General features: G+C 66.6%; 21 protein-coding genes and 1 tRNA gene. 9 read left to right on the top strand and 13 right to left on the bottom strand.

Translation table 11 applies throughout. The features are described 5' to 3' along the window. Positions 1 to 8 precede the first annotated feature (8 nt). Positions 9 to 350: a HalOD1 output domain-containing protein gene (locus HTUR_RS02680; RefSeq protein WP_012941752.1), complete on the top strand. Its 342-nt coding sequence runs from the start codon at positions 9 to 11 to the stop codon at positions 348 to 350. A gap of 37 nt (positions 351 to 387) precedes the next feature. Continuing rightward, the gene (locus HTUR_RS02675; protein ID WP_012941751.1) at positions 388 to 1,368 is read left to right on the top strand and encodes an LLM class flavin-dependent oxidoreductase; all 981 of its coding nucleotides are present in this window, start codon (positions 388 to 390) and stop codon (positions 1,366 to 1,368) included. Between the two features lie 481 nt (positions 1,369 to 1,849). On the opposite strand, the gene gfo6 is transcribed toward HTUR_RS02675, so the two are convergent. Next, entirely contained in the window at positions 1,850 to 2,920 is a 1,071-nt protein-coding gene (gene gfo6 / locus HTUR_RS02670) for a D-xylose 1-dehydrogenase Gfo6 (protein ID WP_012941750.1), read from the bottom strand. 204 nt (positions 2,921 to 3,124) lie between these two features. Here gfo6 and nadA point away from each other — a divergent pair, with 204 nt between their 5' ends. From nadA to HTUR_RS02640, 6 genes are all read left to right on the top strand, one after another. Next, positions 3,125 to 4,258 carry a quinolinate synthase NadA gene (gene nadA, locus HTUR_RS02665; RefSeq protein WP_012941749.1) on the top strand — a complete coding sequence of 378 codons (1,134 nt, stop codon included), beginning with the start codon at positions 3,125 to 3,127 and terminating at the stop codon, positions 4,256 to 4,258. Between the two features lie 9 nt (positions 4,259 to 4,267). Beyond that, entirely contained in the window at positions 4,268 to 5,866 is a 1,599-nt protein-coding gene (locus tag HTUR_RS02660) for an L-aspartate oxidase (protein ID WP_012941748.1), read from the top strand. 6 nt (positions 5,867 to 5,872) lie between these two features. Continuing rightward, the gene (nadC, locus tag HTUR_RS02655; RefSeq protein WP_012941747.1) at positions 5,873 to 6,685 is read left to right on the top strand and encodes a carboxylating nicotinate-nucleotide diphosphorylase; all 813 of its coding nucleotides are present in this window, start codon (positions 5,873 to 5,875) and stop codon (positions 6,683 to 6,685) included. A gap of 49 nt (positions 6,686 to 6,734) precedes the next feature. Next, complete coding sequence (locus HTUR_RS02650) at positions 6,735 to 7,412, top strand: RNA 2'-phosphotransferase (RefSeq protein WP_012941746.1); 678 nt, start codon at positions 6,735 to 6,737, stop codon at positions 7,410 to 7,412. Positions 7,413 to 7,627: 215 nt separating this feature from the next. Next, on the top strand, positions 7,628 to 8,065 hold the full coding sequence (locus HTUR_RS02645) for a hypothetical protein (RefSeq protein WP_012941745.1): 438 nt from the start codon (positions 7,628 to 7,630) through the stop codon (positions 8,063 to 8,065). A 129-nt stretch (positions 8,066 to 8,194) separates the two neighbouring features. Then, positions 8,195 to 9,667 (top strand): aldehyde dehydrogenase family protein, encoded by a 1,473-nt coding sequence (locus HTUR_RS02640; protein ID WP_012941744.1) that lies wholly within the window; start codon positions 8,195 to 8,197, stop codon positions 9,665 to 9,667. A gap of 14 nt (positions 9,668 to 9,681) precedes the next feature. On the opposite strand, the gene HTUR_RS02635 is transcribed toward HTUR_RS02640, so the two are convergent. The 9 genes from HTUR_RS02635 to HTUR_RS02595 all read right to left on the bottom strand — a co-directional run bounded on the left by HTUR_RS02635 (position 9,682) and on the right by HTUR_RS02595 (position 19,261). Beyond that, the gene (locus HTUR_RS02635) at positions 9,682 to 10,149 is read right to left on the bottom strand and encodes a response regulator (RefSeq protein WP_012941743.1); all 468 of its coding nucleotides are present in this window, start codon (positions 10,147 to 10,149) and stop codon (positions 9,682 to 9,684) included. An 84-nt stretch (positions 10,150 to 10,233) separates the two neighbouring features. Continuing rightward, positions 10,234 to 10,593: a DUF7344 domain-containing protein gene (locus HTUR_RS02630; RefSeq protein WP_012941742.1), complete on the bottom strand. Its 360-nt coding sequence runs from the start codon at positions 10,591 to 10,593 to the stop codon at positions 10,234 to 10,236. A 382-nt stretch (positions 10,594 to 10,975) separates the two neighbouring features. Next, positions 10,976 to 11,059: transfer RNA gene (locus HTUR_RS02625), tRNA-Leu, on the bottom strand. A gap of 104 nt (positions 11,060 to 11,163) precedes the next feature. After that, positions 11,164 to 11,502: a ferredoxin gene (locus tag HTUR_RS02620; protein WP_012941741.1), complete on the bottom strand. Its 339-nt coding sequence runs from the start codon at positions 11,500 to 11,502 to the stop codon at positions 11,164 to 11,166. Between the two features lie 105 nt (positions 11,503 to 11,607). Beyond that, positions 11,608 to 12,192 carry a hypothetical protein gene (locus HTUR_RS02615; RefSeq protein WP_012941740.1) on the bottom strand — a complete coding sequence of 195 codons (585 nt, stop codon included), beginning with the start codon at positions 12,190 to 12,192 and terminating at the stop codon, positions 11,608 to 11,610. 134 nt (positions 12,193 to 12,326) lie between these two features. After that, positions 12,327 to 13,280 (bottom strand): oxidoreductase, encoded by a 954-nt coding sequence (locus HTUR_RS02610; RefSeq protein ID WP_012941739.1) that lies wholly within the window; start codon positions 13,278 to 13,280, stop codon positions 12,327 to 12,329. 71 nt (positions 13,281 to 13,351) lie between these two features. Continuing rightward, positions 13,352 to 17,950, bottom strand: a complete 4,599-nt coding sequence (locus HTUR_RS02605) for a PAS domain S-box protein (RefSeq protein WP_012941738.1) — start codon at positions 17,948 to 17,950, stop codon at positions 13,352 to 13,354. A gap of 130 nt (positions 17,951 to 18,080) precedes the next feature. Continuing rightward, complete coding sequence (locus tag HTUR_RS02600) at positions 18,081 to 18,599, bottom strand: peptidylprolyl isomerase (protein ID WP_012941737.1); 519 nt, start codon at positions 18,597 to 18,599, stop codon at positions 18,081 to 18,083. Positions 18,600 to 18,793: 194 nt separating this feature from the next. Then, a complete protein-coding gene (locus HTUR_RS02595; RefSeq protein WP_012941736.1) occupies positions 18,794 to 19,261 on the bottom strand; it encodes a response regulator in 468 nt (155 codons plus the stop codon). A gap of 209 nt (positions 19,262 to 19,470) precedes the next feature. Between HTUR_RS02595 and HTUR_RS02590 the strand changes: the two genes are divergently transcribed. Beyond that, positions 19,471 to 20,454: a succinylglutamate desuccinylase/aspartoacylase family protein gene (locus HTUR_RS02590; protein WP_012941735.1), complete on the top strand. Its 984-nt coding sequence runs from the start codon at positions 19,471 to 19,473 to the stop codon at positions 20,452 to 20,454. 21 nt (positions 20,455 to 20,475) lie between these two features. On the opposite strand, the gene HTUR_RS02585 is transcribed toward HTUR_RS02590, so the two are convergent. The 3 genes from HTUR_RS02585 to HTUR_RS02575 all read right to left on the bottom strand — a co-directional run bounded on the left by HTUR_RS02585 (position 20,476) and on the right by HTUR_RS02575 (position 23,152). Next, positions 20,476 to 20,976 carry a small multi-drug export protein gene (locus HTUR_RS02585; RefSeq protein WP_012941734.1) on the bottom strand — a complete coding sequence of 167 codons (501 nt, stop codon included), beginning with the start codon at positions 20,974 to 20,976 and terminating at the stop codon, positions 20,476 to 20,478. 100 nt (positions 20,977 to 21,076) lie between these two features. Then, a complete protein-coding gene (locus HTUR_RS02580; RefSeq protein ID WP_012941733.1) occupies positions 21,077 to 21,835 on the bottom strand; it encodes an SDR family NAD(P)-dependent oxidoreductase in 759 nt (252 codons plus the stop codon). A 249-nt stretch (positions 21,836 to 22,084) separates the two neighbouring features. Then, positions 22,085 to 23,152, bottom strand: coding sequence for an anthranilate phosphoribosyltransferase (locus HTUR_RS02575; protein WP_012941732.1), 1,068 nt, complete (start codon positions 23,150 to 23,152; stop codon positions 22,085 to 22,087). Positions 23,153 to 23,245 lie beyond the last annotated feature (93 nt).

The raw sequence follows: 23,245 nt of genomic DNA, 5'->3' as shown, positions 1-23,245 counted from the left end.
AACGTGCAATGAACGGCCTTCTGTCCGACCACGAGGATTCGCCCGCTCACCGCGTCCATTTCGATCCGACCGATTCCAGCCAGCTCTCGAGTGCGGTTGTCCGTGCAGTCTCGACCGTCGCGGATCGCTCGCCGCGAGATATCGACCCGCTGTGGGAGACGATCGATCCGGAGGCGCTCGAGCGGCTGCTCGAGCACGCGGCCGCACGGGGGGACGCGGCGTCGTTCGGCCTCGAGTTCGGCGTCGACGAGTTCGACGTGGTCGTCACCGCCGGCGGAGAGATCGTCGTCTACGACGACGGCAGCGACCCCGGGTCCGATGACGGCCTCGGGTTCTCGTTCGACGGGTAGCTCGATTTTTTTCTTGTTGGCTCCCGTTGTCGGGAGCATGGACGTCGGACTCATGGTAACGTCGTTCGGTGACCTCGATCTCGCGGACATCGCGGTCCGCGCGGAGCAACTGGCCTACGACGCCGTCTGGGTCGGCGAACTCTGGGGCGAGAGCGGCGTCGTCCAGCTAACCGAAATGGCGTGTCGAACGGACGAGATCGAACTCGGGAGCGCGATCCTGAACGTCTACTCGCGGTCACCGGCCGTGCTCGCGATGACCGCCGCGTCGCTGCAGCGGGCCTCGGACGGCCGCTTCACGCTCGGCGTCGGGACCAGCACCCCGAAGGCCGTCGAGGACCTCCACGGGATGGCGTTCGATCGCCCCGTCCGGCGGGCCCACGAGACGATCGAACTCGTCCGCGCGTACACCGCCGGCGACGGCCGCGTCGACTACGACGGCGAGGTGCTCGCGGCCGCCGACTTCCCGTCGCTCGAGACCTCGGTGCCGATCTACCACGCCGGTCTCGGGCCGGCGAACCGGCGGGTCGTCGGCCGGCTCTGCGACGGCTGGATCCCCCACAACATCCCGTTTTCGCACCTCGAGGAGGCCTTCGAGGAAGTCGCGGACGCGGCCCGCGAGCGCGACCGCGATCCGAGCGAGATCGCGATCGCGCCCTACGTTCCGTCGGCGGTCAGCGAGGATCCCGACGAGGCTCGGGAGACGCTGCGCCGGCACATCGCCTACTACGTCGGCAGCGGCGAAGGGTATCGCCGAGCCGTCGCGACGGCGTACCCCGAGCGCGCGGACCGCATCGCTGACGCGTGGCGCAGCGGAGAGAAGGGCGAGGCCGCCGACGCGGTGACCGACGCGATGCTGGCGGATCTCGGCGTCGCCGGCACGCCGGACGACGCACGCGAGCAGCTTCGGACGCTCGTCGCCGAGACGGGGATCGACCACCCCATCGTCGTCGTTCCGGAACCGGCCTCGAGGGACGTCGTCGAGACGACGATCGACGAACTCGCACCCGACCGGCTCTGAGCGGATCGGCTCGAGCGGCGCCGATCGCCCGCCTCGAGGCGCAGTTCCCCGACGAATTCGACGAGCTGTTCGAACTGGTCGACGCCGAGTCGACGCCGTGGGAAGAAGCGTCCTCCTGACGGGCTGAGGGTCGTTTTCTCCTCGAAATACAGTCGTTCCCAAACGTACCTCCGTGGGAATCACTGAGTGACTGCGACCGCGGTGGCGCGCGCTGCCGGCGAGGCGCGACCGCGAGGAGCGAGGCCGGCCGAACGTCATGAGGACGATCGATAACGCCGCGCGAGGGATGAGTGAGTGAGCAATGCGAACGAGCGAATCGGCTGGGGAGGGGGTGGTACTCCCCGTTGCCAGCGCGAGCACCAGAGACCGTGTGTTGCCGCGACGTTTCATCGGCCCGTTTCCGTCCGCGCTGATACGCCGGCCCACATCGAATCTCGAGGTCCAGCCGCCGAACCGTCACTCGAGAGCTACCCGACGCCGATCACTCGAGTTCCACCTGACACCCCGTCTCGGCTGACTCGTAGGCGGCCTCGATTGCCTCGAGATCCGCGAGCCCGTCCTGTCCGTCGGGTTCGGGCGCCGTCCCCGTCAGCACGCAGTAGCCGAAGTAGTCGAACTCCTCGCAGACCTCGTCGACCCGCGGGCCCGTGTACTCCATGCAGACGTCGCCGCTCTCGACGACCATCTCCTGGGGAACGACGCCGCCGAACGGCGACTCGACGTGGATCTTCCCCTCGGTGCCGATCAGGTCGAGCTGGCTGCTGGCGTGGGCGTCGAAGCTGGCCGTACACGAGGCCGTCGCGCCGCTGGCGAACTCGAGTTGGAAGGCGACGTGCTCGTCGACCGCGTCGAACGGCGGGCCGCTCGAGTGGGTCGTGGCGTAGACGTCCGCGGGGTCGTCCTCGAGGACGAACCGGATCGTGTTGAGCGGGTAGACGCCCAGATCGACCAGCGCGCCGCCGCCCGCGAGGTCGGGATCGAGACGCCACGTGTCGGGGTCGGCGCCCTCGAGCAGCGGGTGCGAGAAGCCGCCGTGAACCTGCACGATATCGCCGATGACGCCGCTGCGGACGAGTTCCCGCGCCCGCCGGATCGTCGGCTCGGTCTGCAGCCGATAGGCCGTCATCAACGTCACGCCGGCCGACTCGCAGGCGTCGACGATCCCGGCGGCGCGCTCGCGGGTCGTCTCGAGGGGCTTCTCGCAGACGACGTGTTTCCCGCGCTCCGCGGCGGCGACGGCGTACTCGCCGTGGGTGGCGTTCGGCGTCGCGACGTAGACCGCGTCGTAGGTCTCCGCGTGGTCGCCGGCCAGGAACGCGTCGTAGCCGAGAACGTGGGGAACGTCGAACGACTCGGCGACGGTCCGCGTGCGGTCGGGCGAGCCGGAAACCAGCGCCGTCGTCTCGCAGTACCGGCCTTCGGCGATCGCCGGGAGCGCGCGCTTCCGGGCGAAGCCCCCGACGCCGACGACGGCGAGGCGAACCGTTCCCTCGGGCGATTCCTCCTCCCAGTCCCGCCGGGTGAAGTGTGAAAAGACCTCCTCGAGTGCCATACGGTCTCTAGGGACGCGAGCGGAAAGGGATCACTACAAGGAGAAGAGACTGTCAGCGGAAACGACCGATAGGTCGGCGCGAACCACCGATGATCCGTTTTCGACTCGCGTATCCCTCGATGGTATTCCGCCGGTATGCGGTATCGAAGGAAAAACTTCTTCAACAGAGCGGTGTGACATGGAGGTACCCACAGGTGACGTGAAATGGTCAAAATGGAAACGGCGGAGCTGGAGACCGATTTGAGTCTGTTCAAATACGATAACCTCGAACAACTACCGCCCCGATACCGCGATCTCGAAGAAGATGAGCGTACGGAGCGTATCGAGGCGGCGCTCGAGGCGCTCGGCGACGACGTCGTGATCTTAGGGCACAACTATCAGCGCCGGGAGATCGTCGAGCACGCCGATTTCATCGGCGATTCCTACCAACTCTCGAAGGAGGCCGCGAACGCGGACGCCGAGTACGTGATCTTCGGCGGCGTGACGTTCATGGCCGAGAGCGCGGACATCATCACCGACGACGAGCAGACGGTGATCCTCCCGAGCATGGAGGCCTCGTGTCCGATGGCCGGGATGGCCGAAGCCCTGCAGGTCGACAGCGCGTGGGCCGAGATCACCGCGGCCGCGCCCGACGCCGACATCGTCCCGATCACCTACATGAACTCCTACGCCGACCTGAAGGCCTTCTGTGCGAGCCAGGGCGGGCTCGTCTGTACCTCCTCGAACGCACACAAGGCCTTCGAGTACGCCTTCGAGAGGGGCGACAAGGTCCTCTTCCTCCCCGATAAACACCTCGGCGAGAACACGGCCCACCGGCTGGACATGGAAGACGAGATCGCCGAGTGGGACCCGTGGGATCCCGAGGGGAAAGACGCCGACGAGGTCGCCGAGAGCGACATCATCCTCTGGGACGGCTACTGCCAGGTCCACGAGCGGTTCCGCGAGGACCACATCGCCGAGATTCGGGCGGAACACCCCGAGGCGAAGGTTATCGTTCACCCCGAATGCCGACGCGAGGTCGTCGAAGCCGCCGACAAAGCGGGCTCGACGGCGACGATCTGCGAGACCGTCGAAAACGCCGATCCCGACGAGACGTGGGCCATCGGGACCGAGATCCACCTCACCGAGCACCTCCAGCGCTGGCACCCCGAGGTGAACGTTCTGCCGCTCTGTGGCGACGCCTGCATGGACTGCAACGCCATGCGCCAGATCGACCCCAACTACCTCACCTGGGTGCTCGAGGAACTCGTCGAGGGCCGCGAACGCAACGTCATCGAGGTCGCGCCCGAGGAGAAGGAACTCGCGGGCGTCGCGCTCGAGCGCATGCTCGAGATCTAATTCGAAGCCATGACCGATACACCGAATTCAACGCAGGATGCAACGCCGGAGACTGCGGACGTTCTGGTCGTCGGCAGCGGGATCGCTGGCTGTGCGGCCGCGCTCGCGGCCGCCCGGGAGGGCGCCGAGGTTCTCTTACTGACGAAAGCCGAGAAACCCGACGGCGCCAGCACCGACTGGGCCCAGGGCGGCATCTCGACGACGCGAGGCGACCCCGAGAGCCTGAAACGCGACATCCTCGAGGCCAGTGACGGGACCGCGGATCCCGACGCGATCGACGTGTTAGTCGAGCACGCCGACGACGCCGTCGAAGACGTGCTGCTCGAGACCCTCGGGATCGAGTTCGACGAGACGAGCGAGGGCGAGTTCGACTACACTCGGGAGGCCGCCCACTCCAACCATCGCATCCTCCACGTCGACGCCGCGACGGGCACCCACATCCTCCGGCCGTTCCTCAACTACGTCGACGACCACGACCGAATCGAGGTCCGGCAAGACACCGCCGCGCTCGACCTGATCACGCACGAGGGGCGAGTGCACGGCGTCCTGACCGACGAGGAACCCGACGGCCACCCCGTCTTCGCCGGGACGACAGTCCTCGCGACCGGCGGGATCGGCGCGCTCTACACGCGCTCGACTAACCCCGACGACGCGACCGGCGACGGGATCGCCATGGCCGCGCTCGCGGGCGCCGAGGTCGAAGACATGGAGTACGTGCAGTTTCACCCGACTGCGTACGACTGCGAGGCGCAACGCGCCTCGAGGCGAAGCGGCGACGCCGCGGAGCGCGACGATCCGTTCCTGCTCTCGGAAGCCCTGCGCGGCGAGGGCGCCGTGCTCCGCAACGGCCACGGCGAGCGGTTCATGGACGACTACCACCCCGACGCCGAACTCGCGCCGCGGGACATCGTCGCCCGCGCCGTCGAGACGGAGCGCGAGGAAACCGGCGAGGTCGTGCTGGACGTGAGTACGCTTGAGGGCGAGTTCGCCGAGGAGTACCCCGCCATCGCTGAGAAGTGTCGCGACCGCGGGATCGAGGGCGACGAGATTCCGGTCGCGCCCTGCGAGCACTTCCTGTGTGGCGGGATCGCAGTCGACGAGAACGGGCGAACGTCGCTCGATCGGCTCTACGCCGTCGGCGAGTGCGTCCGCACGGGCGTCCACGGCGCCAACCGGCTGGCGAGTACGAGCCTGCTCGAGGGCTTGGTCTGGGGGCTACGGGCCGGCGAGGACGCCGCGGATTCCGGTGCCGAACCCGAGGTCGTCGAGGCGCCCGACCTCCGCAACAGCGATCCCGACCTGCCCGAGCGGTTCGCCGCCGAGAAATCCGTCCGGCTGAAGCGGACGATGGACGAGTATCTCGGCCTCGAGCGCGACCCCGAGGAGATCGCTCGCGCGAGCGCCGTCCTCCGGCGGCTCAAGGGCGAGGTCGACGCGTACATCCGGACGCGGACGGCGCGGGATCTCTACGAACTCCGAAACGCCTGCGTCGTCACCCTGTTGATCGCCCGCGCCGCCGGCGAGAACGACGAGTCGGTAGGCTGTCACTACGTCGTGAGCGACGGCGACGAGGCGACGGCAGAACCCGAATCCCCGGCGGACGACTGACCACCGATGATTACGAACGCACAGGTCGAACGCTGGCTCCGCGAGGACGTCGGCCACCACGACGTGACTAATCAGGTTCCCGGCGAGACCACCGGCCGCCTCGTCGCCAAGGAATCGGGCGTCGCGGCGGGCCTCGAGGCCGCGGCGGCCGTCTTCGAGTACCTCGGCGTCGCGGTCAACGAAGCGCTCGAGGACGGCACGGCCATCGACTCGGGCGACGAACTGCTCCGCGTCGAGGGAGGCGCACGCGAAGTCCTGCGGGGCGAGCGCGTCGCCGTCAACCTCGCGGGCCACGCCTCGGGGATCGCCACGCGAACGAACGAGGTCGTCGAGCGCGCCCGCACCGAATCCGACGACGTCCGGGTCGCCGCGACCCGCAAGACCACGCCCGGCCTGCGCGGCGTAGAGAAGCGCGCCGTCGGCGCGGGCGGCGGCGACACTCACCGACTGGACCTCTCGCACATGGTCATGGTCAAGGACAACCACGTTGCCGAGATGGGACTCGAGGGCGCGATCGAACACTTCCAGGCGCGGACGTCGTTCGCCACGAAACTGGACGTCGAGGTCGAGGCCGTCGAGGACGCGCCGCGGGCCGCCGACGCGGGCGCCGATATCGTCCTGCTGGACAACATGAGCCCCGCGGAGACGCGGGAGGCCGTCGACCTGCTCGCCGACTACGCCGCGCTCGCCGAGGCCAGCGGCGGCATCACCCTCGAGACCGTCGCCGACTACGCCGCCACGGGCGTCGACGTCATCTCGATGGGGTCGCTGACTCACTCGGCGCCGTCGCTGGACCTGTCGTTCCGGACGGGCGACTGACGCCTGGGAGATCGAGCGATTGGTTTCGCTCGAGCGAGTACGGGCGCCCGTGACGGAGCCGATCCGAACCTGCGCGGCACACGGACCGTACTCGAGCACCGACGGGCGGTGTCCGGTCTGCGACGCCCGCGGAGCGCTGCTGCTCTCCGGCGAGCGACGCCGTCGGCTCTCGAAATTCGTCAGCGGCGCGCTTCGACACTTCCCCGAGGACGTAGGTCTCGAGCTCGACGCACACGGCTGGACCGACTACGAGGCCCTCGCCGGCGCGGTCGAAGCGAAGTACGACTGGGCGGAGCCGTGCCACGTCGCGGCGGTGATCGCGACGGATCCGAAGGGACGGTTCGAACGGACGGACGCCAGCGGGACCGACGACGGAGCCGGGAACGGGCTCGTCCGGGCGTCGTACGGTCACTCCGTCGACGTTGATCTTGGTCCGACCGACGAGCCGGTCCCCGACGAACTGTATCACGGCACGGCGCCAGCGACCTTGGCGTCGATCCGCGAGGACGGACTCCGACCGATGTCCCGCCAGCAGGTCCACCTCTCTGGAAGCCGCGAGGCGGCCCGCCGCGTCGGGCAGCGCCACGCGAACGATCCTGTCGTGCTCGTCGTCGACGCTACGGCGATGCTCGCGGACGATCAGCGCATCACCAAACGCGGCCGGGAAACGTACACGACCGACGCGGTGGCGCCCGAGTACATCGACTTCCCCGCGATGGAGTCGTGACTACGGCGCGAGCGGTGAGAGCCAGACCACGACGCCGAGGTACGCAGCGATCCCGGCGGCGATACCGGCGAGCGCGTAGAGCCGCCGTTTCGCGCGGATCACGATGCCGTCGCTCGCTCCGTCAGACTAGTCGTGCGGCGGGAACGGCATCGGAGGGCTATTCTCGACGATAAGTCATAGTCAGGTATAAACTAATTCAGAGTTACATGTCAGGTATGGAACCCGCACGCGAAACCGAGTCGAACCCGTTTGGAGACGGACCGCTGACGCCGACGCGGATCGGCGCAGCGGCGGGGATGATGGACATCATCGCCTTCACGGTAATGGGTTACATTACGTTCGACAACATCACGATCGGCGCCATCGCCGGCTTGCTGGTCGGACTCGGCGTCTTCTGTTTCCCCCCGGTGTTTATGCAGTCGGGTGAGGGCGGCGACCTCGAGGAACTGGAGCCCGCCGACGATGCCGCGCCGCTGCGCGGTTTCCACCGAGTCGCCGCGGGGTTCGCGCTCTCGGCCGCAGGCATCGTGGTGTTCGCGACGGGGTTCGTTGAGTTGGACACGCTCGTCGGTATCCCGGCGGCGCTCGTCGCGGCCGTCGGCATCTATCTCGTCGCCGGCTTCGCGATGCCGAACGCGCAGCTCCGGACCTGATCCGCCGCGCTCGCTGTCGGCAACGGGCAGCCCTCGACGGTGGACGAATATCGTGCTCGTTTGAGCGAGCGCATCCACGTTGCGTCTGCGAGTGTGCTCCTTTTGCGCACACGACGGTTACCACTCGCTATGACGGACCTGCCACTGGCGCCCGATGACGGCTGGAACGCGCTCTACCTTGCCGGCGAGTGGACCGACGGCGGCGATCGGAACGCGATGTCGGTCGAGAACCCCTATACGCGCGAGGAGATTGGGACTGTCCCGGCGGGCACCGAAGACGACGTCGATCGGGCCTACGAGGCCGCGGCGGCGGCCCAGGAGTCGTGGGCCCAGCAACCGCCGCAGGCGCGGGCGGGCGTGATCGAGGCGGCCATCCAGTTCGTCGGCGACAACCGCGAGGAGATCGCCGACCTGCTGGCCGTCGAGTCCGGCAGCACGCGGGTCAAGTGCGAGGCCGAGATCCAGACCGCCCGCGGCATGATGCAACAGGCCGCGAGCTACCCCTTCCGGATGTCGGGCCAGCAGATGGACTCGATCACGCCGGGCAAGGAGAACGTCGCCGAGCGCCGACCCGTCGGCGTCGTCGGCGTCATCTCGCCGTGGAACTTCCCGCTGCACCTCTCGATGCGGGCGGTCGCGCCGGCGCTCGCCGCCGGCAACGGCGTCGTGCTCAAGCCCGCCTCGAGCACGCCGATCACCGGCGGACTGCTGCTCGCGCGGATCTTCGAGGCCGCCGGCGTCCCGGAGGGACTGCTAAGCGTCGTCCCGGGACGAGGCTCCGAGATCGGCGACGCGATCTCCGACCACGAAACGCCCCGCGTGCTCGCTTTCACCGGATCGACGGAAATCGGCCAGCGCGTCGCCGCGAACGCGGCGCAAAACTGCGCGCTCCCGGCGCTGGAACTGGGCGGCAACAACGTCCACGTCGTCACCGACGGGGCCGACGTCGAGCGCGCGGTCGACGGCGGTGTCTTCGGCTCGTTCCTCCACCAGGGACAGGCGTGTATCTCGATCAACCGCCACCTCGTCCACGAGAGCGTCTACGACGACTACGTCGGGATGCTCACCGATCGCGCATCGAACCTCCCGACCGGCGATCCGCGCGACGACGACACGATCATCGGCCCGATCATCGACGAGAGCCAGCGCGATCAGATCCTCGAGTACGTCGAGACGTCGGTCGACGAGGGCGCGACCCTCGAGACCGGCGGCGAGGCCGACGGGCTGGTCGTCGAACCCACGGTCCTCTCCGACGCAGACAACGACATGGCCGCCGCGGCGAACGAACACTTCGGCCCCGTCGCGCCCGTGATCCCTTACTCGAGCGACGAGGAGGCGATCGAACTGGCCAACGACACGATCCACGGCCTGTCGGGGTCGGTCCACAGCGAGGATCTCGAGCAGGCGCGGACGATCGCCGACGGGATCGACACCGGCATGATCCACATCAACGATCAGCCGATCAACGACGAACCCCACGTCCCCTTCGGCGGAATGAAACAGTCCGGCATGGGCCGGTACAACGGCGAGGCGATCCTCGAGGAACTGACGACGACGAAAGTTGTCTCCGTCCAGCGCGAACGGCGGGAGTACCCCTTCTAAGCGGCCCGGTCCGCTCAGTCGTCGGACTCGTTTTTGACGATCGCGAACCAGAAGTCCTCGACCTCCCGGACGAAGTCGATGAACTCCTCGGTCTCGACGGGCTTGCGGATGTACTCGTCGGCTTCGAGGCCGTGGGAGCGGACGATCTCCTCGCCCATCTCCGAACTCGTGAGCACGATGACGCGGATCTCGTCCAGCGGTGGCTCGTTTTTCAGTTCGGAGAGCACCTCCATCCCGCTGGTTCCCGGGAGCTGGGGCTCGAGCAGGATCAGATCCGGTTGCGGCGCGTCGCCGTACGCGCCCCGCTGATGGAGAAAGTCGAGCGCCTCCTTACCGTCGGTGACGGCGTGGACGGCGTTCATGAGCTTCGCGTCGCGAAAGTTTTCCTCGAAGAGACGGGTGTCGCCGGGGTTCGGCTCGACTAACAGAATATCGATCGCCTCCCCCAGATCGGTTTCGTCCGCCTCGTCTACAGACGCCATACCTGAGCATGCGGCTGCAAGGATAAAATTGCAACTCTCAGGGAACCAGTACGGTCCGCTATTCCTGGCTGTCTCGAAACCCTCTCAACGGCTGCGCGACGGCCGTTCGAGCAGATCCGTCGGCGGCCAGCTCTCTAACTCTTCGGCGGCCTTGAGGAGCTGGTCGACGCACTCGTCGTCGGTCAACACGACTGCTTCGTCGTCCCAGTCGATATCGATCAGATTTCGCGCCTGGAGATGCGGGAAGTGAGCGTGGACGAGCCGGACGTGTGCGCGCTCGATCATCCCGTCGTCGATCTTACCGGACGAGAGGCGGTGTCGCCGAGCGGCCACCTGCTGAGAGATTTCGTCGATATCGGCCGCCCCGTCGTGTTCCAGTAGCTCGTGGAGGACGAGCTGACGGTCGGCGCTCGCGAGAACGCGGAATGCCTCTGTTTGTTTCATAACGATGCCTACCTTGAGCAAGAACACCGACCCGGAAAGCACCTCTTCCTAAAGCAATTGGCACTTGCGTATACTGCGGTTGCCATTACGCTACTGCGCTGTCGGTATCGAACACTACATGTGGAGAGATTGATTACTGCCCCCGTCCGACCGCTGGCGATCGCGGTACAGTCCGACAGAAAGGCGAGGGTTCGCTCGGACGCTTCGACTCGTCTCGTTCGAATCCCGCGTTCGCAGACACGACTCTCACTGTCGCTCGAGTCGGTATGCGAGGGTTGGGATTCGAACCACCGCAAGACGATCGCTCACTCCGTTCGCGCTGCGTCTTGCGTAATTCAAATCCAAGAACGCAGTCGCCGCTCACGGGGTGTTCGCGGCGACATGCGAGGGTTGGGATTTGAACCCAAGGACCCCTACGGGAGCGGGTCTTAAGCCCACCGCCGTTGGCCTGCTTGGCTACCCTCGCACAGAAAGCAATCGATCGTTGTCCGCGCGGTGGGATGTGCGTTTCGATGTGTACCGCGAGCGAACGGAGTGAGCGAGCGGACCGAGGAAGTCCCGCTCGAGTCGCTACCAGTCGACGCTCAGCGTCCCGTCGCCGTGGGGGTCCGGCGCGATCTCCTCGTCGGTCCGGCGGTCGACGACGTGGATGCAGCCGTCGTCCTTCTTGGCCGGACAGATCTCCGCCGCGCGGACGTTGTGCTCGAGGTCCTCCTCGCCGAAGAAGTACTCGTTCGGTTGGGCCATCCCCGAGGCGAGGGACATCTCCCAGTTGTCGCTGACCTCGGCGCACTTGCCCGCGCCGAAGCACTTGTTGGCCTCGAAAACGATCTTGTAGGGCTTTTCCTCGACCGGCGGGGCGTCCGACGAGCCGACGTCGCTCGCGCGCTGGATACCGTCGTCGCTCATTAGGTAGGAGTTAGTCCGTGCGACCTTTCGCGTTACGGTTACCGCGACCGGGACGCGACGAGACCGCGCGGCGATTCGAACGCCGCGGAACCGGCCGTTCGTCGGTCAGACCGCGTACCCTTCGTTTCGCAGTGCGAGCGCGACCGTGCTATCGAACCGCTCGCGGAGGTCGTCGTCGAAGGCCTCGACACGCTCGTCAGCGGTCGCCAGTTCGAGACGGCGCTCGTCGCGGTCGGTATCATCGACGGGGCGGTACGTCTGTGTGAACTTTCGACTATCGTTTCCGTACACGGTCACGGTGACGGGTTCCCCGTTCGATGCGTCCGCCGTTCCGCTAACCGTCGCTCGCTCGAACCCGCTGAGGCTCGTGCTGAGCGACCCGATCGCGAGCTTTTGTTCGAGTTCCTCGCGATCCCATTCGCGTCGCTCGTCCGTTTCCCGATCCGTTCCGATGATCGTCTCCGGTCCGATCGACTCTACCCTCCACTTCCGCAGCGATTCGGACGCGAGTTCGTCCGCCGACCGCGAGCGGATATCGCCTTCCTGAATCGTATCGCCCTCCTCGACGCGGACGTAGCGGGCGTTCGCCGCGGGGACGTCGACGAAGATCTCACCGGATTCCGTGCTGACTAGCGTCTCCACCCCCTCGATGGTACGCGAAACGAGTGACCTGTCGTTATCGTTTCTCATGAGTGTTACTCACATTCGGGGTTCGAATCAGGCGTATCTAAGAGTGCTGCTGGCACTGTCCGCCGAACACGTTCCGAACGGGTCGGGTCCGTTACGGGCGATCGGCGCGTGTCGGTAGCCGAGGTAGACGCGGGCTACCGTTCCACCGGCTGCGCCGGTTCGGGCAGCCGGTCGTAGGTCACGCCGGTCAGGTCGCTCGAGACGTCCCACAGTCGGCGCGCCGTCTCCTCGTCGTAGGAGCGCTCCGAGGAGGCCTGGCGCTCGGGCGTGCCGCGCATGTTCATGAGTCCGCCGGGACCGTAGTAGGCGCCGCCCTCGGCCTCGGGCGCGGTCGCGGCGTACAGCGTCGGCAGCGCGCCCATCTCGGCCGACTGCGCGAGGACGGTGTTCATCACCTTCATCGCCGCCTTCCGGATCCGGCTACCGCGCTGTTCGGGGCCGCGGAACTGCAAGCGCGTGTTCGCGTAGCCCGGGTGGACCGCGTTGCTCTTCACGTTCGCGTCCGCCGTCAGCAGCCGGCGCTCGAGTTCGTAGGCGAACAGCACGTTGGCCAGTTTCGACTGGGCGTAAGCGTCCCACTCGTCGTAGGACGCCTCGCCCTGGAGGTCGTCGAAGTCGATCGCGCCGCTCTCGTGGACGCCGCTCGAGACGGTGACGATCCGGGAGTCGCCGTCCTCGTTCAGTCCCAGGTTCTCGAGCAGCAGTCCCGTCAGCGCGAAGTGACCGAGATGGTTGACGCCGAACTGGGTCTCGAACCCGTCTTCGGTCTCCGAGCGGGGGATCGCCATGACGCCGGCGTTGTTGATCAACACGTCGAGGTCCTCGCCGTCGAGGCGGTCGGCGAACGACCGGACCGACTCGAGGTCCGCGAGGTCGCACTCCTCGACGCGGAGGTCGGCGTCGGGAACGTCCGAGCGGATATCGCTGACGGCCTCCGCGCCCCGCGCCGCGCTCCGGCAGGCCATGATCACCGTCGCACCGTTGCGCGCGAGTTCGCGCGTCGCCTCGAGACCGATACCGCTGTTGGCACCCGTGATGACGACCGTTCGACCCTGCTGATCGGGGATATCGGCGGCAGTCCAGCTCATGGGCTCGCTACGAGATATTGCGGGTAAACGGGTCGGGTACCCCTCGCGTTCGCCGGTTTCGGTCGCGACGGCTACGAGTCGCGGGAGGCGGGGAGGGCGACGGAGAACGTCGAGCCCTCGCCGGGTTCGGAGTCGACCCAGATCTCCCCGCCGTGGCGCTCGACGATCCGCTCACAGAGCGCCAGCCCGATACCGGTCCCATCGTACTCGCTGCGACTGTGGAGGCGGTCGAAGATTGTGAACACGCGATCCTGATCCTCGGGATCGATGCCGATCCCCTCGTCCGCGACCGAGATCACCCACTCGTCATCCCGGCGCTCGGCGCCGACGTGAATCCGGGGCGGCTCGTCACCGCTGTAGGTGAGCGCGTTCGACAGCAGGTTCTGGAACACCTGCCGCAACTGGCTGGCGTCGCCCTCGACGCGCGGGAGGTCCTCAACGGTGAGCTCGGCGTCCGTCTCCTCGATCCGGAACTGGAGGTCCTCGAGGACGTCGTCGACGATATCGTCGAGATCCATCGGTTCGAACGGGTCGCCCCGCGTCTCGACGCGGGAATACTCGAGCAGGCCGTCGATCATCTCGCGCATCCGATCGGCGCCGTCGACCGCGAACTCGAGGAACTCCCGCCCGTCCTCGTCGAAGGCGTCGGCGTACCGGTTCTCGAGCAGCGTGAGGTAGCTCGTCACCATCCGGAGCGGTTCCTGGAGGTCGTGGGAGGCCGCGTAGGCGAACCGCTCTAAGCGCTCGTTGGACTCCTCGAGTTTGCGCTGGTACTCCTTGCGTTCGGTGACGTCCTGGGCCATGACCATGCCCGCGAAGATCTCGTCGTCCTCGTTTCGAAGGGGGAGGGTGTGGGCCCAGACGTCCCGTCCGTGGGCCTGATACTCGAACGTGTTCGACTCGCCCTCGAACACGGCCCGGAAGTACGGTCTGATCTCCGCGACGAGCTCGTCCGAAAACCGTTCGTCGACCGTCGCCCCGGCGACCTCGTCTTCCTCAATGCCGAGGTCGTCGAACGCCTCGCCACCGACGACGATGTACTCGAGGTCCTCGTCGTACAGCCCCACCGCACCGCCGGGGAAGTTCTCGACGAGCGTCCGGTATCGGCGCTCCGACTCCTCGAGTCGGCGTTCGCGTTCCTTGCGCTCGCTAATGTCCCGGACGACGCCGACGCGGTGCCACCGGCTGTCGTCCTCGGGTAACATCGCGAACGTCGCCTCGGCGGGAATTCGGTCGCCGTCGGCCGTTCGGACCGTCGCCTCCAGCGTCGGCCGATCGGTCTGTTCGGCCATTAGCTTCGGGACCTGCGCCGAGACGTCGTCGTCGACGACCATCGAGACGTGCTCGCCGACGAGTTCGTCCGGTTCGTAGCCGACCATCGACGCGTACGTCTCGTTGACCATCGTGAAGCGCCCGTCCTCGTCGACGACGTAGACGCCGTCATTGACCGTCTCGACGATCGTTTCGTACCGCTCGAGGTGTTTCTCGCGCTCGAGCCGATCGGTGATGTCGCGTCCGATTCCGGCCAGCACCGTGTTCCCCCAGGGATCCTCGAGCCGCGAGGCGTTGAACTCGAAGGGGACGGCGTCGCCGTCGTTGGTCCGAACCGTCAGTTCCACGTTGACCGACCCCGTTTCGAATCCCGCTCTGATGGCTGCGAGGGCGTCCTCGACATCGTCGTCGATAAAGAGGTCCGTCGGCTCCATCGCAGCGATCTCCTCGTCTGAGTAGCCGGTTACGTCGGTCACGCTCCGGTTCCACCGCTGTAGCGAGCCGTCCTCGCCGATGACGTAGAACACGTCGTCGATGGCGTCGAGGATCTCGTCGATGTACTCCTTGTACTGCTCGAGGCGACGCTCGCGCTCGCGGAGTTTCCGCTCGCGCTCCTTTCGCTCGGTGATCTCCTGGACCATGACCATCCCGCCGAAGATCTCGTCGTCGTCGTCCATGACGGGAACCGTGTACGCCATCCAATCCCGGTCGTGAAACGCCATCTCGAAGGAACTGACCTCGCCCTCGAGCGCGGCCCTGAACTTCGGCTCGAGGCGCTCCGCCATCTCGGACGGATACCGCTCCCAGAGCGTCTGACCGACGATATCGTCCGCGGAGGCGCCGATCTCGTCGAACGCCTCGCCGCCGGTGATCTGGTACTCGAGGTTCTCGTCGAACAGTCCGACCCCGCCGTTGGGGAAGTGGTCGATCAGCGTCCGGTAGCGCTGCTCGGACTCCTCGAGGCGACGCTGGGACTCCCGGCGGTCGGTGATGTCCGTGAGGGTGACGACGCCGCGGGCCACCTCGCCGCGCTCGTTCCGGACCGGCATTCCCTCGACGCGGACGATCCGGCGCTCGCCGTCGTCGGCTTCGATCTCGTAGATGTCGGGTTCCGTCACTTCCTCGCCGTCGAGGACGCGCGCGAGCGTCATCTCCTCCGGCGAGATCCGCTCGCCGGAATCGGCCGACCACACCGGATACCGCTCGTACTCCGCGACGGTGTCGGTGTTGAACACGTCGCCGCCCCAGATTTCCCTGGCGGTATCGTTGGCCTGGCGGATCCGACCGTCGGCGTCTGCGACCACGACGCCGACCGGAAGGACGTCGAACAGCGTCTCGAGTTGCTCGTTGTTCCGTTGCAGTTCCAACTCGGCGTGTTTCCGCTCGGTGATGTCAGTGAGCGCGCCGGGGAACCTGACAGGGTCCCCGTCCTCGTCGCATTCGACGTGACCGCGGGCGACGACCCATCGGAGGTCGCCGTCGGCAGTTCTGACGCGGTACTCCGCCTCGTACTCCCCGCAGGACTCGAAGGCTGCCTCGATCTTCGCCTCGACGCGGGCGCGGTCGTCCTCGTGGATCGACTCGAGGAACCGCTCGCTCGAGACGCCCTCGCGGGCCGCCTGCGGATCGACGTCGAACGTCTCGGCGAACGTCTCGCCGGCGACGATCTCGTCCTCCGGAACGCGCCACTCCCACGTGCCGACCGCGCCCGCTTCGGTCGCGGCCTCGAGTTGCGCCGTCGTCTCCCGGAGGTACTGCTCGTGTCGCTTGCGCTCGGTGATATCCTGGGCCATGGTCATGCCCGCGAAGACATCGCCGCGTTCGTCGGTAATCGGGACCACCCGCACGATCCACACGCGGTCGTTGTACTCGAGTTCGACCGACTGCTCCTCGCCGTCCAGGGCGGCCTCGAACACCGGTTGCAGGGTGTCGGCGGCCTCGTCGTCCCAGACCTCCCTGACGTGGCTTCCCTCGAAGTCCGCGGGGTCGACGGGAATGCGGTCGAATCCGCGCCCGGCCGCCAGTTCGTACCGGAGATCGAGGTCGAACAGCGTCACGATCCCGTTCGGGAAGTACTCCATCAACGTCCGGTAGCGCTGCTCGGACTCCTCGAGTTGACGTTCGCGCTTCCTACGCTCTGTGACGTCCTGTGACATGCCGAGCGCGGCGAACACCTCGCCGTCGTCGTCCCGGACCGGGACGAGCTGAAAGTCGTAGACGCGTCCGTTCACGGTCGTCTCGAACGCGGTCGACTCGCCCTCGAGGGCGGCTTCGTAGCGCGGGACGAGTTCGTCGGCCAGCGACGGCGGAACGGCCTCGGCGACCGGTTCGCCCTCGATTTCATCGGCCGTGGCGTCGGCCGTGTCCGTCGGGCTCCCGCCGACGGTCCGGTAGGTCAGGTCCTCGTCGACGAGGGCGACGGCGCCGTTGGGGAAGTGGTCGACCAGCGTCCGGTAGCGCTGTTCGGACTCCTCGAGTTCCCGCTCGCGGGCCTTGCGCTCGGTCACGTCGCGGTCGGAGACGATCACCGAGACGACCTCCCCCTCCTCGTTCGTGACCGGCCGGAAGGCGCCGTTCAGGGTGTACCACTCGCCGTCCGGTCGCGTGAGATCGGCCTCGAACTCGACGTACTCGCCGGCCGCCGCCCGCTCGGTCCACCGCTTGACGTCGTCCCGCGCGTCGCTGCCCTCGCCCCACCACGGCGTCTCCCAGAACAACTCGCCGGTCACGTCCTCGAGGTCAGCGTCGATGTACTCCATCGCCGTCCCGTTGATGTCCCGGACCGTACCGTCCGGATCGAGCAGTCCCACGAGGATGTTCGGATCCTCGAAGATCGCTTCGAACCGGCGCTCCGTTCGCTCGAGGTCACGCCGTGTGCGGGCGTGTTCGACCGCCGATCCGAGGACGTCCGCGACGCGCTCGAGGAAGTCGACGTCGGCCTCCAAAAACGCGTGGCTCTCGGTCGCGTACGCGCCGAGGACGCCCCACGGCTGCTCCGCCGGGCCGATGCGGACGGCGACGCCGCTTGCGACGTCGCGATCGGTGAGCGCCTCTGGGATGGAAAACCGCGACTCAGCGTCGAGATCGTCGGCAACGACCGGCTCCGCCTCGCGAACCGCGTCGCCCGTCCACGAGGTCCGCTCCACGGACACGGTGGTCGACCCGAGTCGATCGGTCGGCCAGCCGGCGCCGGCGCGCAACACGGCGGCCGTTCGATCGGGTCGGAGTTCGAACACGGAACAGTACTCGATATCGAGCGTCTCCGTGATAGCGAGCGCCGCATCGGCCAGTACCCCGTCGAGATCCCCCGTCTCGAGGGCCTGCTGGCTGAGGTCGGCGACGACCTCCTGCCGGTGAAGCTGCGCGCGGTGATCCGCGTCAGTGGACGACGATCCCATTCACCGGAATACAGTGGCGGCGGCGGTAAAACGTCTTTGTCCGGCCGCTGTCGAATATCTCGTCACTCGAGGGGCAGTGACGGCGATTCGGACGCCGTCGCCGTCAGTGACGGCCCCCGAAGTTCGGTCGTTACTCGTAGTCGACGGAGACCGACTCGAGGACGACCTCCTCACGCGGCTGGTCGTTCGGGTCCGTGTCGACGTTCCCGATCTCGTGGACGACGTCCATGCCGTCGATGACCTTGCCGAAGACGGAGTGGCGGTCGTCGAGGTGAGGCTGAGCGTCGAGCGTGATGAAGAACTGCGAGCCGTTGGTGTCGGGCCCGGAGTTGGCCATGCTCAGGATGCCCTCGTCGTCGTGGCGCAGTTCGTCGTGGAACTCATCGTCGAACTGGTAGCCGGGGCCGCCGCGACCGGTCTCGGTCGGGTCGCCGCCCTGAATCATGAAGTCCTCGATGACGCGGTGGAAGGCGACGTCGTCGTACAGCGGCTCGCCCTCGACCTCCTCGCCCGTCTCGGGGTCTTCCCAGGTCTTGCCGCCGGTCGCGAGACCGACGAAGTTGTCGACGGTCCGCGGCGCGCGCTCGTCGTAGAGTTCGACTTCGATATCGCCGCGGTTCGTGTGCAGGGTGGCAGTAACGTCTCCCATGTCCGGCGAGACGGCAGGGCTACGGAAAACGGTAGTGGTCTCGACCGCTGCTCCCTCGCTTCGAGCCGTCGATATCTGCTCTCATCGCCCTCGATCCGTTCACGGCACGTACACACCAGTTTCAGGAAACATACTGCCTCCCCATACATGCGAACAGGACGACCACCTGCAACGTATCGTAGCGCGAGAGAGGGTCACACCTCGTTGGCAGGAGAAGGGAGCCGCACGGCAGTCAACCAGAAGTTCTCGAGCACACGAAGTGTCTCTTCGAGTTCGTCCGGTTCCGCTGTCTTGCTGATACAGGCGTTCGCATTCTTTGTATACGCATCGCGGACCTCCTGTGCAGACTGTGATCCCGTCAATACGATAACGGGGATACGACGGTGATTCGAATCGGAGTTCAGTTCGGCTAATACGTTCCCGCCATCTATGCCGGGGAGATGCCAATCGAGGAGGATGAGGTCCGGCCGCTGGGCATCTACGTATTCTCCACGTTGATTAACGAAATCGAGCGCCTCATCTCCCGTCGAAACGACGCGGAGTCGGTCCGCAAGTGCTGGACTGAATGCTTCCTTGATCAGCCGTGCGTCACCCGGATTATCCTCTACCAGCAAAAGTGTCTGGGAGTAGCCACTATGCGGCGTCGCACAGCTATCGGTCATTGTCGGTTCAAATGCTGCCATCTGTATAATCGTTGTGTGAGTAATCGGGTGAATGGGTAGAGGCCGGACAGTCGTTCCCCTGTACTCATCGCTGAAGATGTGAAGATGATTTAGTATACTTCACTCAGAGCGGTTGCGTTCGTAATCTCGAGCGATACCGGCAACAGGCCGGCCGCAGCTACATACCGCCGGACATGGAACGACGGCGTATGAGTCAGCACACCGGAACCCACACGGTCGAGGAGGTGACGCTCGCGAGACTGCCCTCCGGCGTCGAACTCACGACGACGTTCCACACGTATCGCGGCGCCGAGGATGGGCCGACACTGTACGTGCAAGCCGCCCAGCACGGCCGCGAGATCAACGGGACTGAGACGCTCCGGCGGTTCCACGAGCGGCTGCCCCTCGAGGAGCTGTCGGGAACGATCGTCGCCGTCCCCGTCGCGAACCCGCTGACCTTCGATCTGGTCTCCTACATCACACCCGAGGAGTTCGACAGCGTCAACCCGAACATGAACCGGATCTGGCCGGGCGACGTGAACGGGAGCCTCCACCAGCAGATGGCCGCGCGACTCTGGACGGAGGTGAGCCGCGCCGACGCCATCGTCGACCTCCACACGGGGAGCCCCGACATGTACCCCCACGTCGTCTACCGTGAGGGCGACGAACGGTCGCGCGCGCTCGCCGAAGCCTTCGGCACCGACCTGCTGCTCTCCGAAGAGGCCGACGAGGACGCCAACGAGGAGTGGCACCGGCGCGGCTTCGCGGGGAAGCTCCGCGTCGTTGCCGCCGGGGAGGGGATCCCCTCGATCACGCCCGAACTCGCCCACAACAAGCAGATCCTCGAGGACGCCGTCGAGGAGGGCGTCGAGGGACTGCTCGGCGTCTGCCGGTATATGGGGTTGCTCCCCGGCGACGTTCCGGAGCGAAACCAGACGGTCGCGCGCAACCACCTCGGACAGGTCACCGCCGACGGCTCCGGCCTCTTCCGCCCGGAACCGGGGCTCGAGGTCGGCCAGGATATCGCCGAAGGGACGCCACTCGGAACCGTCTACGATCCGCGGACGTACGAACCGCGCCACGAGGCGGTCGCGGACCGCGACGGAATCCTCTACGCGCTGACCCGTGAGGCGACCGTGACCGCGGGCGACCAGCTCGCGAGCGTCGCGCTGGTCCGCGGGGAGACCGGGTAGCGGAGCCCACGGAATGAGCGTTCAGCGGAGCCCGAGCAGCGAGATGCCGGCGATCGAACCGCCGACGAGAGCGACCGTCCAGGCCGCGAGTCCGGCCGTGAGCCAGCCGACGGTCAACCGCGTGTCCTCGCCGACGACCACTGCCAGCAGCGCCGTGAGGTGGATCCCGGCGAGTATCGGGCCGGCGAACGAAAGCCCGACGATTCCGTAGCGCTTCCAGAGCCGCCGCGCGCGACCGTACCGGTCACTCGAGTCGAGGTCGTCACCGCCCCGTCGGCGGGTCCACCACGCCGTGAGTCGTTCGTGGGCAATCACGATGGCGCCAACCGCAGTGGCGCTGCCGGCGAAGGCGGCGGCGCCGGTGGCGGTCGGATCGAAGCCGAGTCCGATCGCGACCGGGATGACGATGAACGGTTCGACCGCCGGAATCATCGCGAGGACGAACACGAGGAGGTATCGACCGGCGCCGGTCGCCTCCTCGAGCGCGCTGCCGACGTCGACGAGTGCTGGAGCGAGCGTCATGGGGACCGTCGTCCGATGGCGGACGTGTTACTGGAACGAAACGAAGGCAGTGGAAAAAGCCGTTTCGGTTCGGTACCGATTGGTGATCCGAAAGCGGCTCTCAGGCCGAATAGCCGCCGTCGACGACCAGTCCGTGGCCGGTGACGAACGAGGCCTCGTCGCTGGCGAGAAACAGGATCGCGTCGGCGATCTCCTCGGGTTCGCCGAGCCGCTTGAGCGGGTACTCCTCGACCATCGCCTCGCGGGCCCGCTCCGGATCGCTCTGCTGATCCAGATACTCGTCGAGCAGTTGGGTCTCCGTGAAACCGGGACAGACGGCGTTGGCGCGGACGCCGTAGGGGCCGGCCTCCGCCGCGACGGTCCGGGTCAGGTTCAACACGGCGGCCTTGGTCGTCGCGTAGGCGGCCTGATGTGGGAGTCCGAGGATGCTCGCCAGCGAGCCGACGTTGACGATCGCGCCGTGGCCCTGGTCTTTCATGTGGGGCAAGGCCGCGGAACAGCCGTTCCAGACGCCGTTGATGTTGATATCGACCACGAAGTCCCGAACCTCCTCGTCGAGGTCCTCGAGCGGACCGCCGGGATGGCCGGTGCCGGCGTTGTTGATCATCACGTCGAGGCCGTAGTCCTCGGCGACGGTGTCGACGACGTCGTGGAACCGATCGCTGTCGGTGACGTCGAGTTCGGCGAACTCGGCCTCGCCGCCGGCCTCGGCGATCAGTTCGACGGTTTCCTCGCCGCCCTCGACGTCGACGTCGGTGACGATGACCCGCGCGCCTTCGTCGGCGCATCGCAGTGCCGTCTCCCGACCGATCCCCGCGCCCGCACCTGTGATAACGACGGTTTTGTCTTCGAGTCGCATACTCGCGGAATCGGACGCTAGGAATATAAATTCGTTCATTATTTTAGCAGATTAGAGATTCAGTGTTTGATAGAATGTGTCGAAGCTGAAACAGTGGTAATTGCAGAATATGGACATCGAACGGTCGGTGGCGTCGCTGATGGAAACGAGACTCGAGGAAATCGGCGCTTCGTTCGCGGACGAGCGCGTCTCTGACAACCGACGCAGTGACGACCGCGCGCTCGTCAGTCGCAAAATCGACGGCGCGTCTCAGAACGCTCGCAGGTCCTCGAGCACCGCTTCGGCGCTGCCGTCGGCGATAACGTCGCGGGCCTGTTCGAGTCCCGCCTCGAGCGTATCGACGTCCTCGCGGGCGTACATCCGGAACGCGCCGTTGAGGGCGATGGCGTCGGCGAAGTGGTCGTCGCGCTCGCCGGCGAGCACCGCCTCGGTGATCGACGCCGAATCGGCGGTGACGTCGTCGACCTCAAGGTCCTCGTTTTCCATCTCCATGCCGTACTCGGCGGTCTCGATCTCGTAGTCCTCGAGTTCCTCGCCCTCGTTCCACTCGGCGACCTTCGTGTAGCCGGGGCGGATGTCGTCGTAGCCCTCCATTCCCTGGAAGAAGATGGCCCGCGAGTAGTCGAGGTGGTCGCTCTCCCGGATGAGATCGGTCAGCTTCTTCGCGAACGCGAGGTGGTAGAACGAGCCGAGGTGGACGTCGGCGTTCGCGGGGTTGCCGACGGTCTCGATCGTGTTGACGAACGTCCGCACGCCCATCTGGTCGCGACGGTCGTAGAGGTCGTGGACACCGGGGTTGAACGCGGGCTGGTAGTAGAAGCCGAAGCCGGTCTCGTCGACCATGTCGGCGCTCTCTTCGGGCTCGAGGTCGGTTCGAATCCCGAGTTCGTCGAGGACGTGTTTGTACGCCGTGGCCTTCTGGGTCGGGACGCGGTCGCCGGAGTGAACGACGACCGGCGTGCCCGCGGCGGCGGCCACGAGGCCGGCGCCGACGCCGAGGACGGCCGAACTGTGCTTCCCGTCGTAGTTCGCGCCGCAGTCGACCGGATCGGCCTCGGGTTCGGCGGTGACGACCGACTCCTCGCGCATGACGTCGGTGTAGCCGGCCAGCTCCTCGGGGTTGTTGCGCTTCCAGCGATTGGCCAGCCAGAACGCCCCCAGCGTCGTCGCGTCGGGCTTGCCCGCCAGAATCCGCTGGAAGGCCTCGCGGGCTTGCTCGCGACTCATGTCGTCGGCGGACTTGGGACCGGAGCCGACGACTTCCGTCATCAGGCGTTTCAGCGGCCACTCACCGAACTCCTGGGATGCCTGCGCCATGTGCGTTCGTTCGGACGGCCCCCGCAAAAGGGTCCCGTTTCCGGTAGTGCTCCCCCGCGAAATCGTCTCGATTCCAAGCTATCTCGGACCGTC

Origin of the sequence: Haloterrigena turkmenica DSM 5511, assembly GCF_000025325.1 — an archaeon.
In the GTDB taxonomy this organism is placed as follows: Archaea; Halobacteriota; Halobacteria; order Halobacteriales; family Natrialbaceae; genus Haloterrigena; species Haloterrigena turkmenica.
Note: the sequence above shows the minus strand (reverse complement) of the source record. Positions and strands in the feature narration are given on the sequence as shown.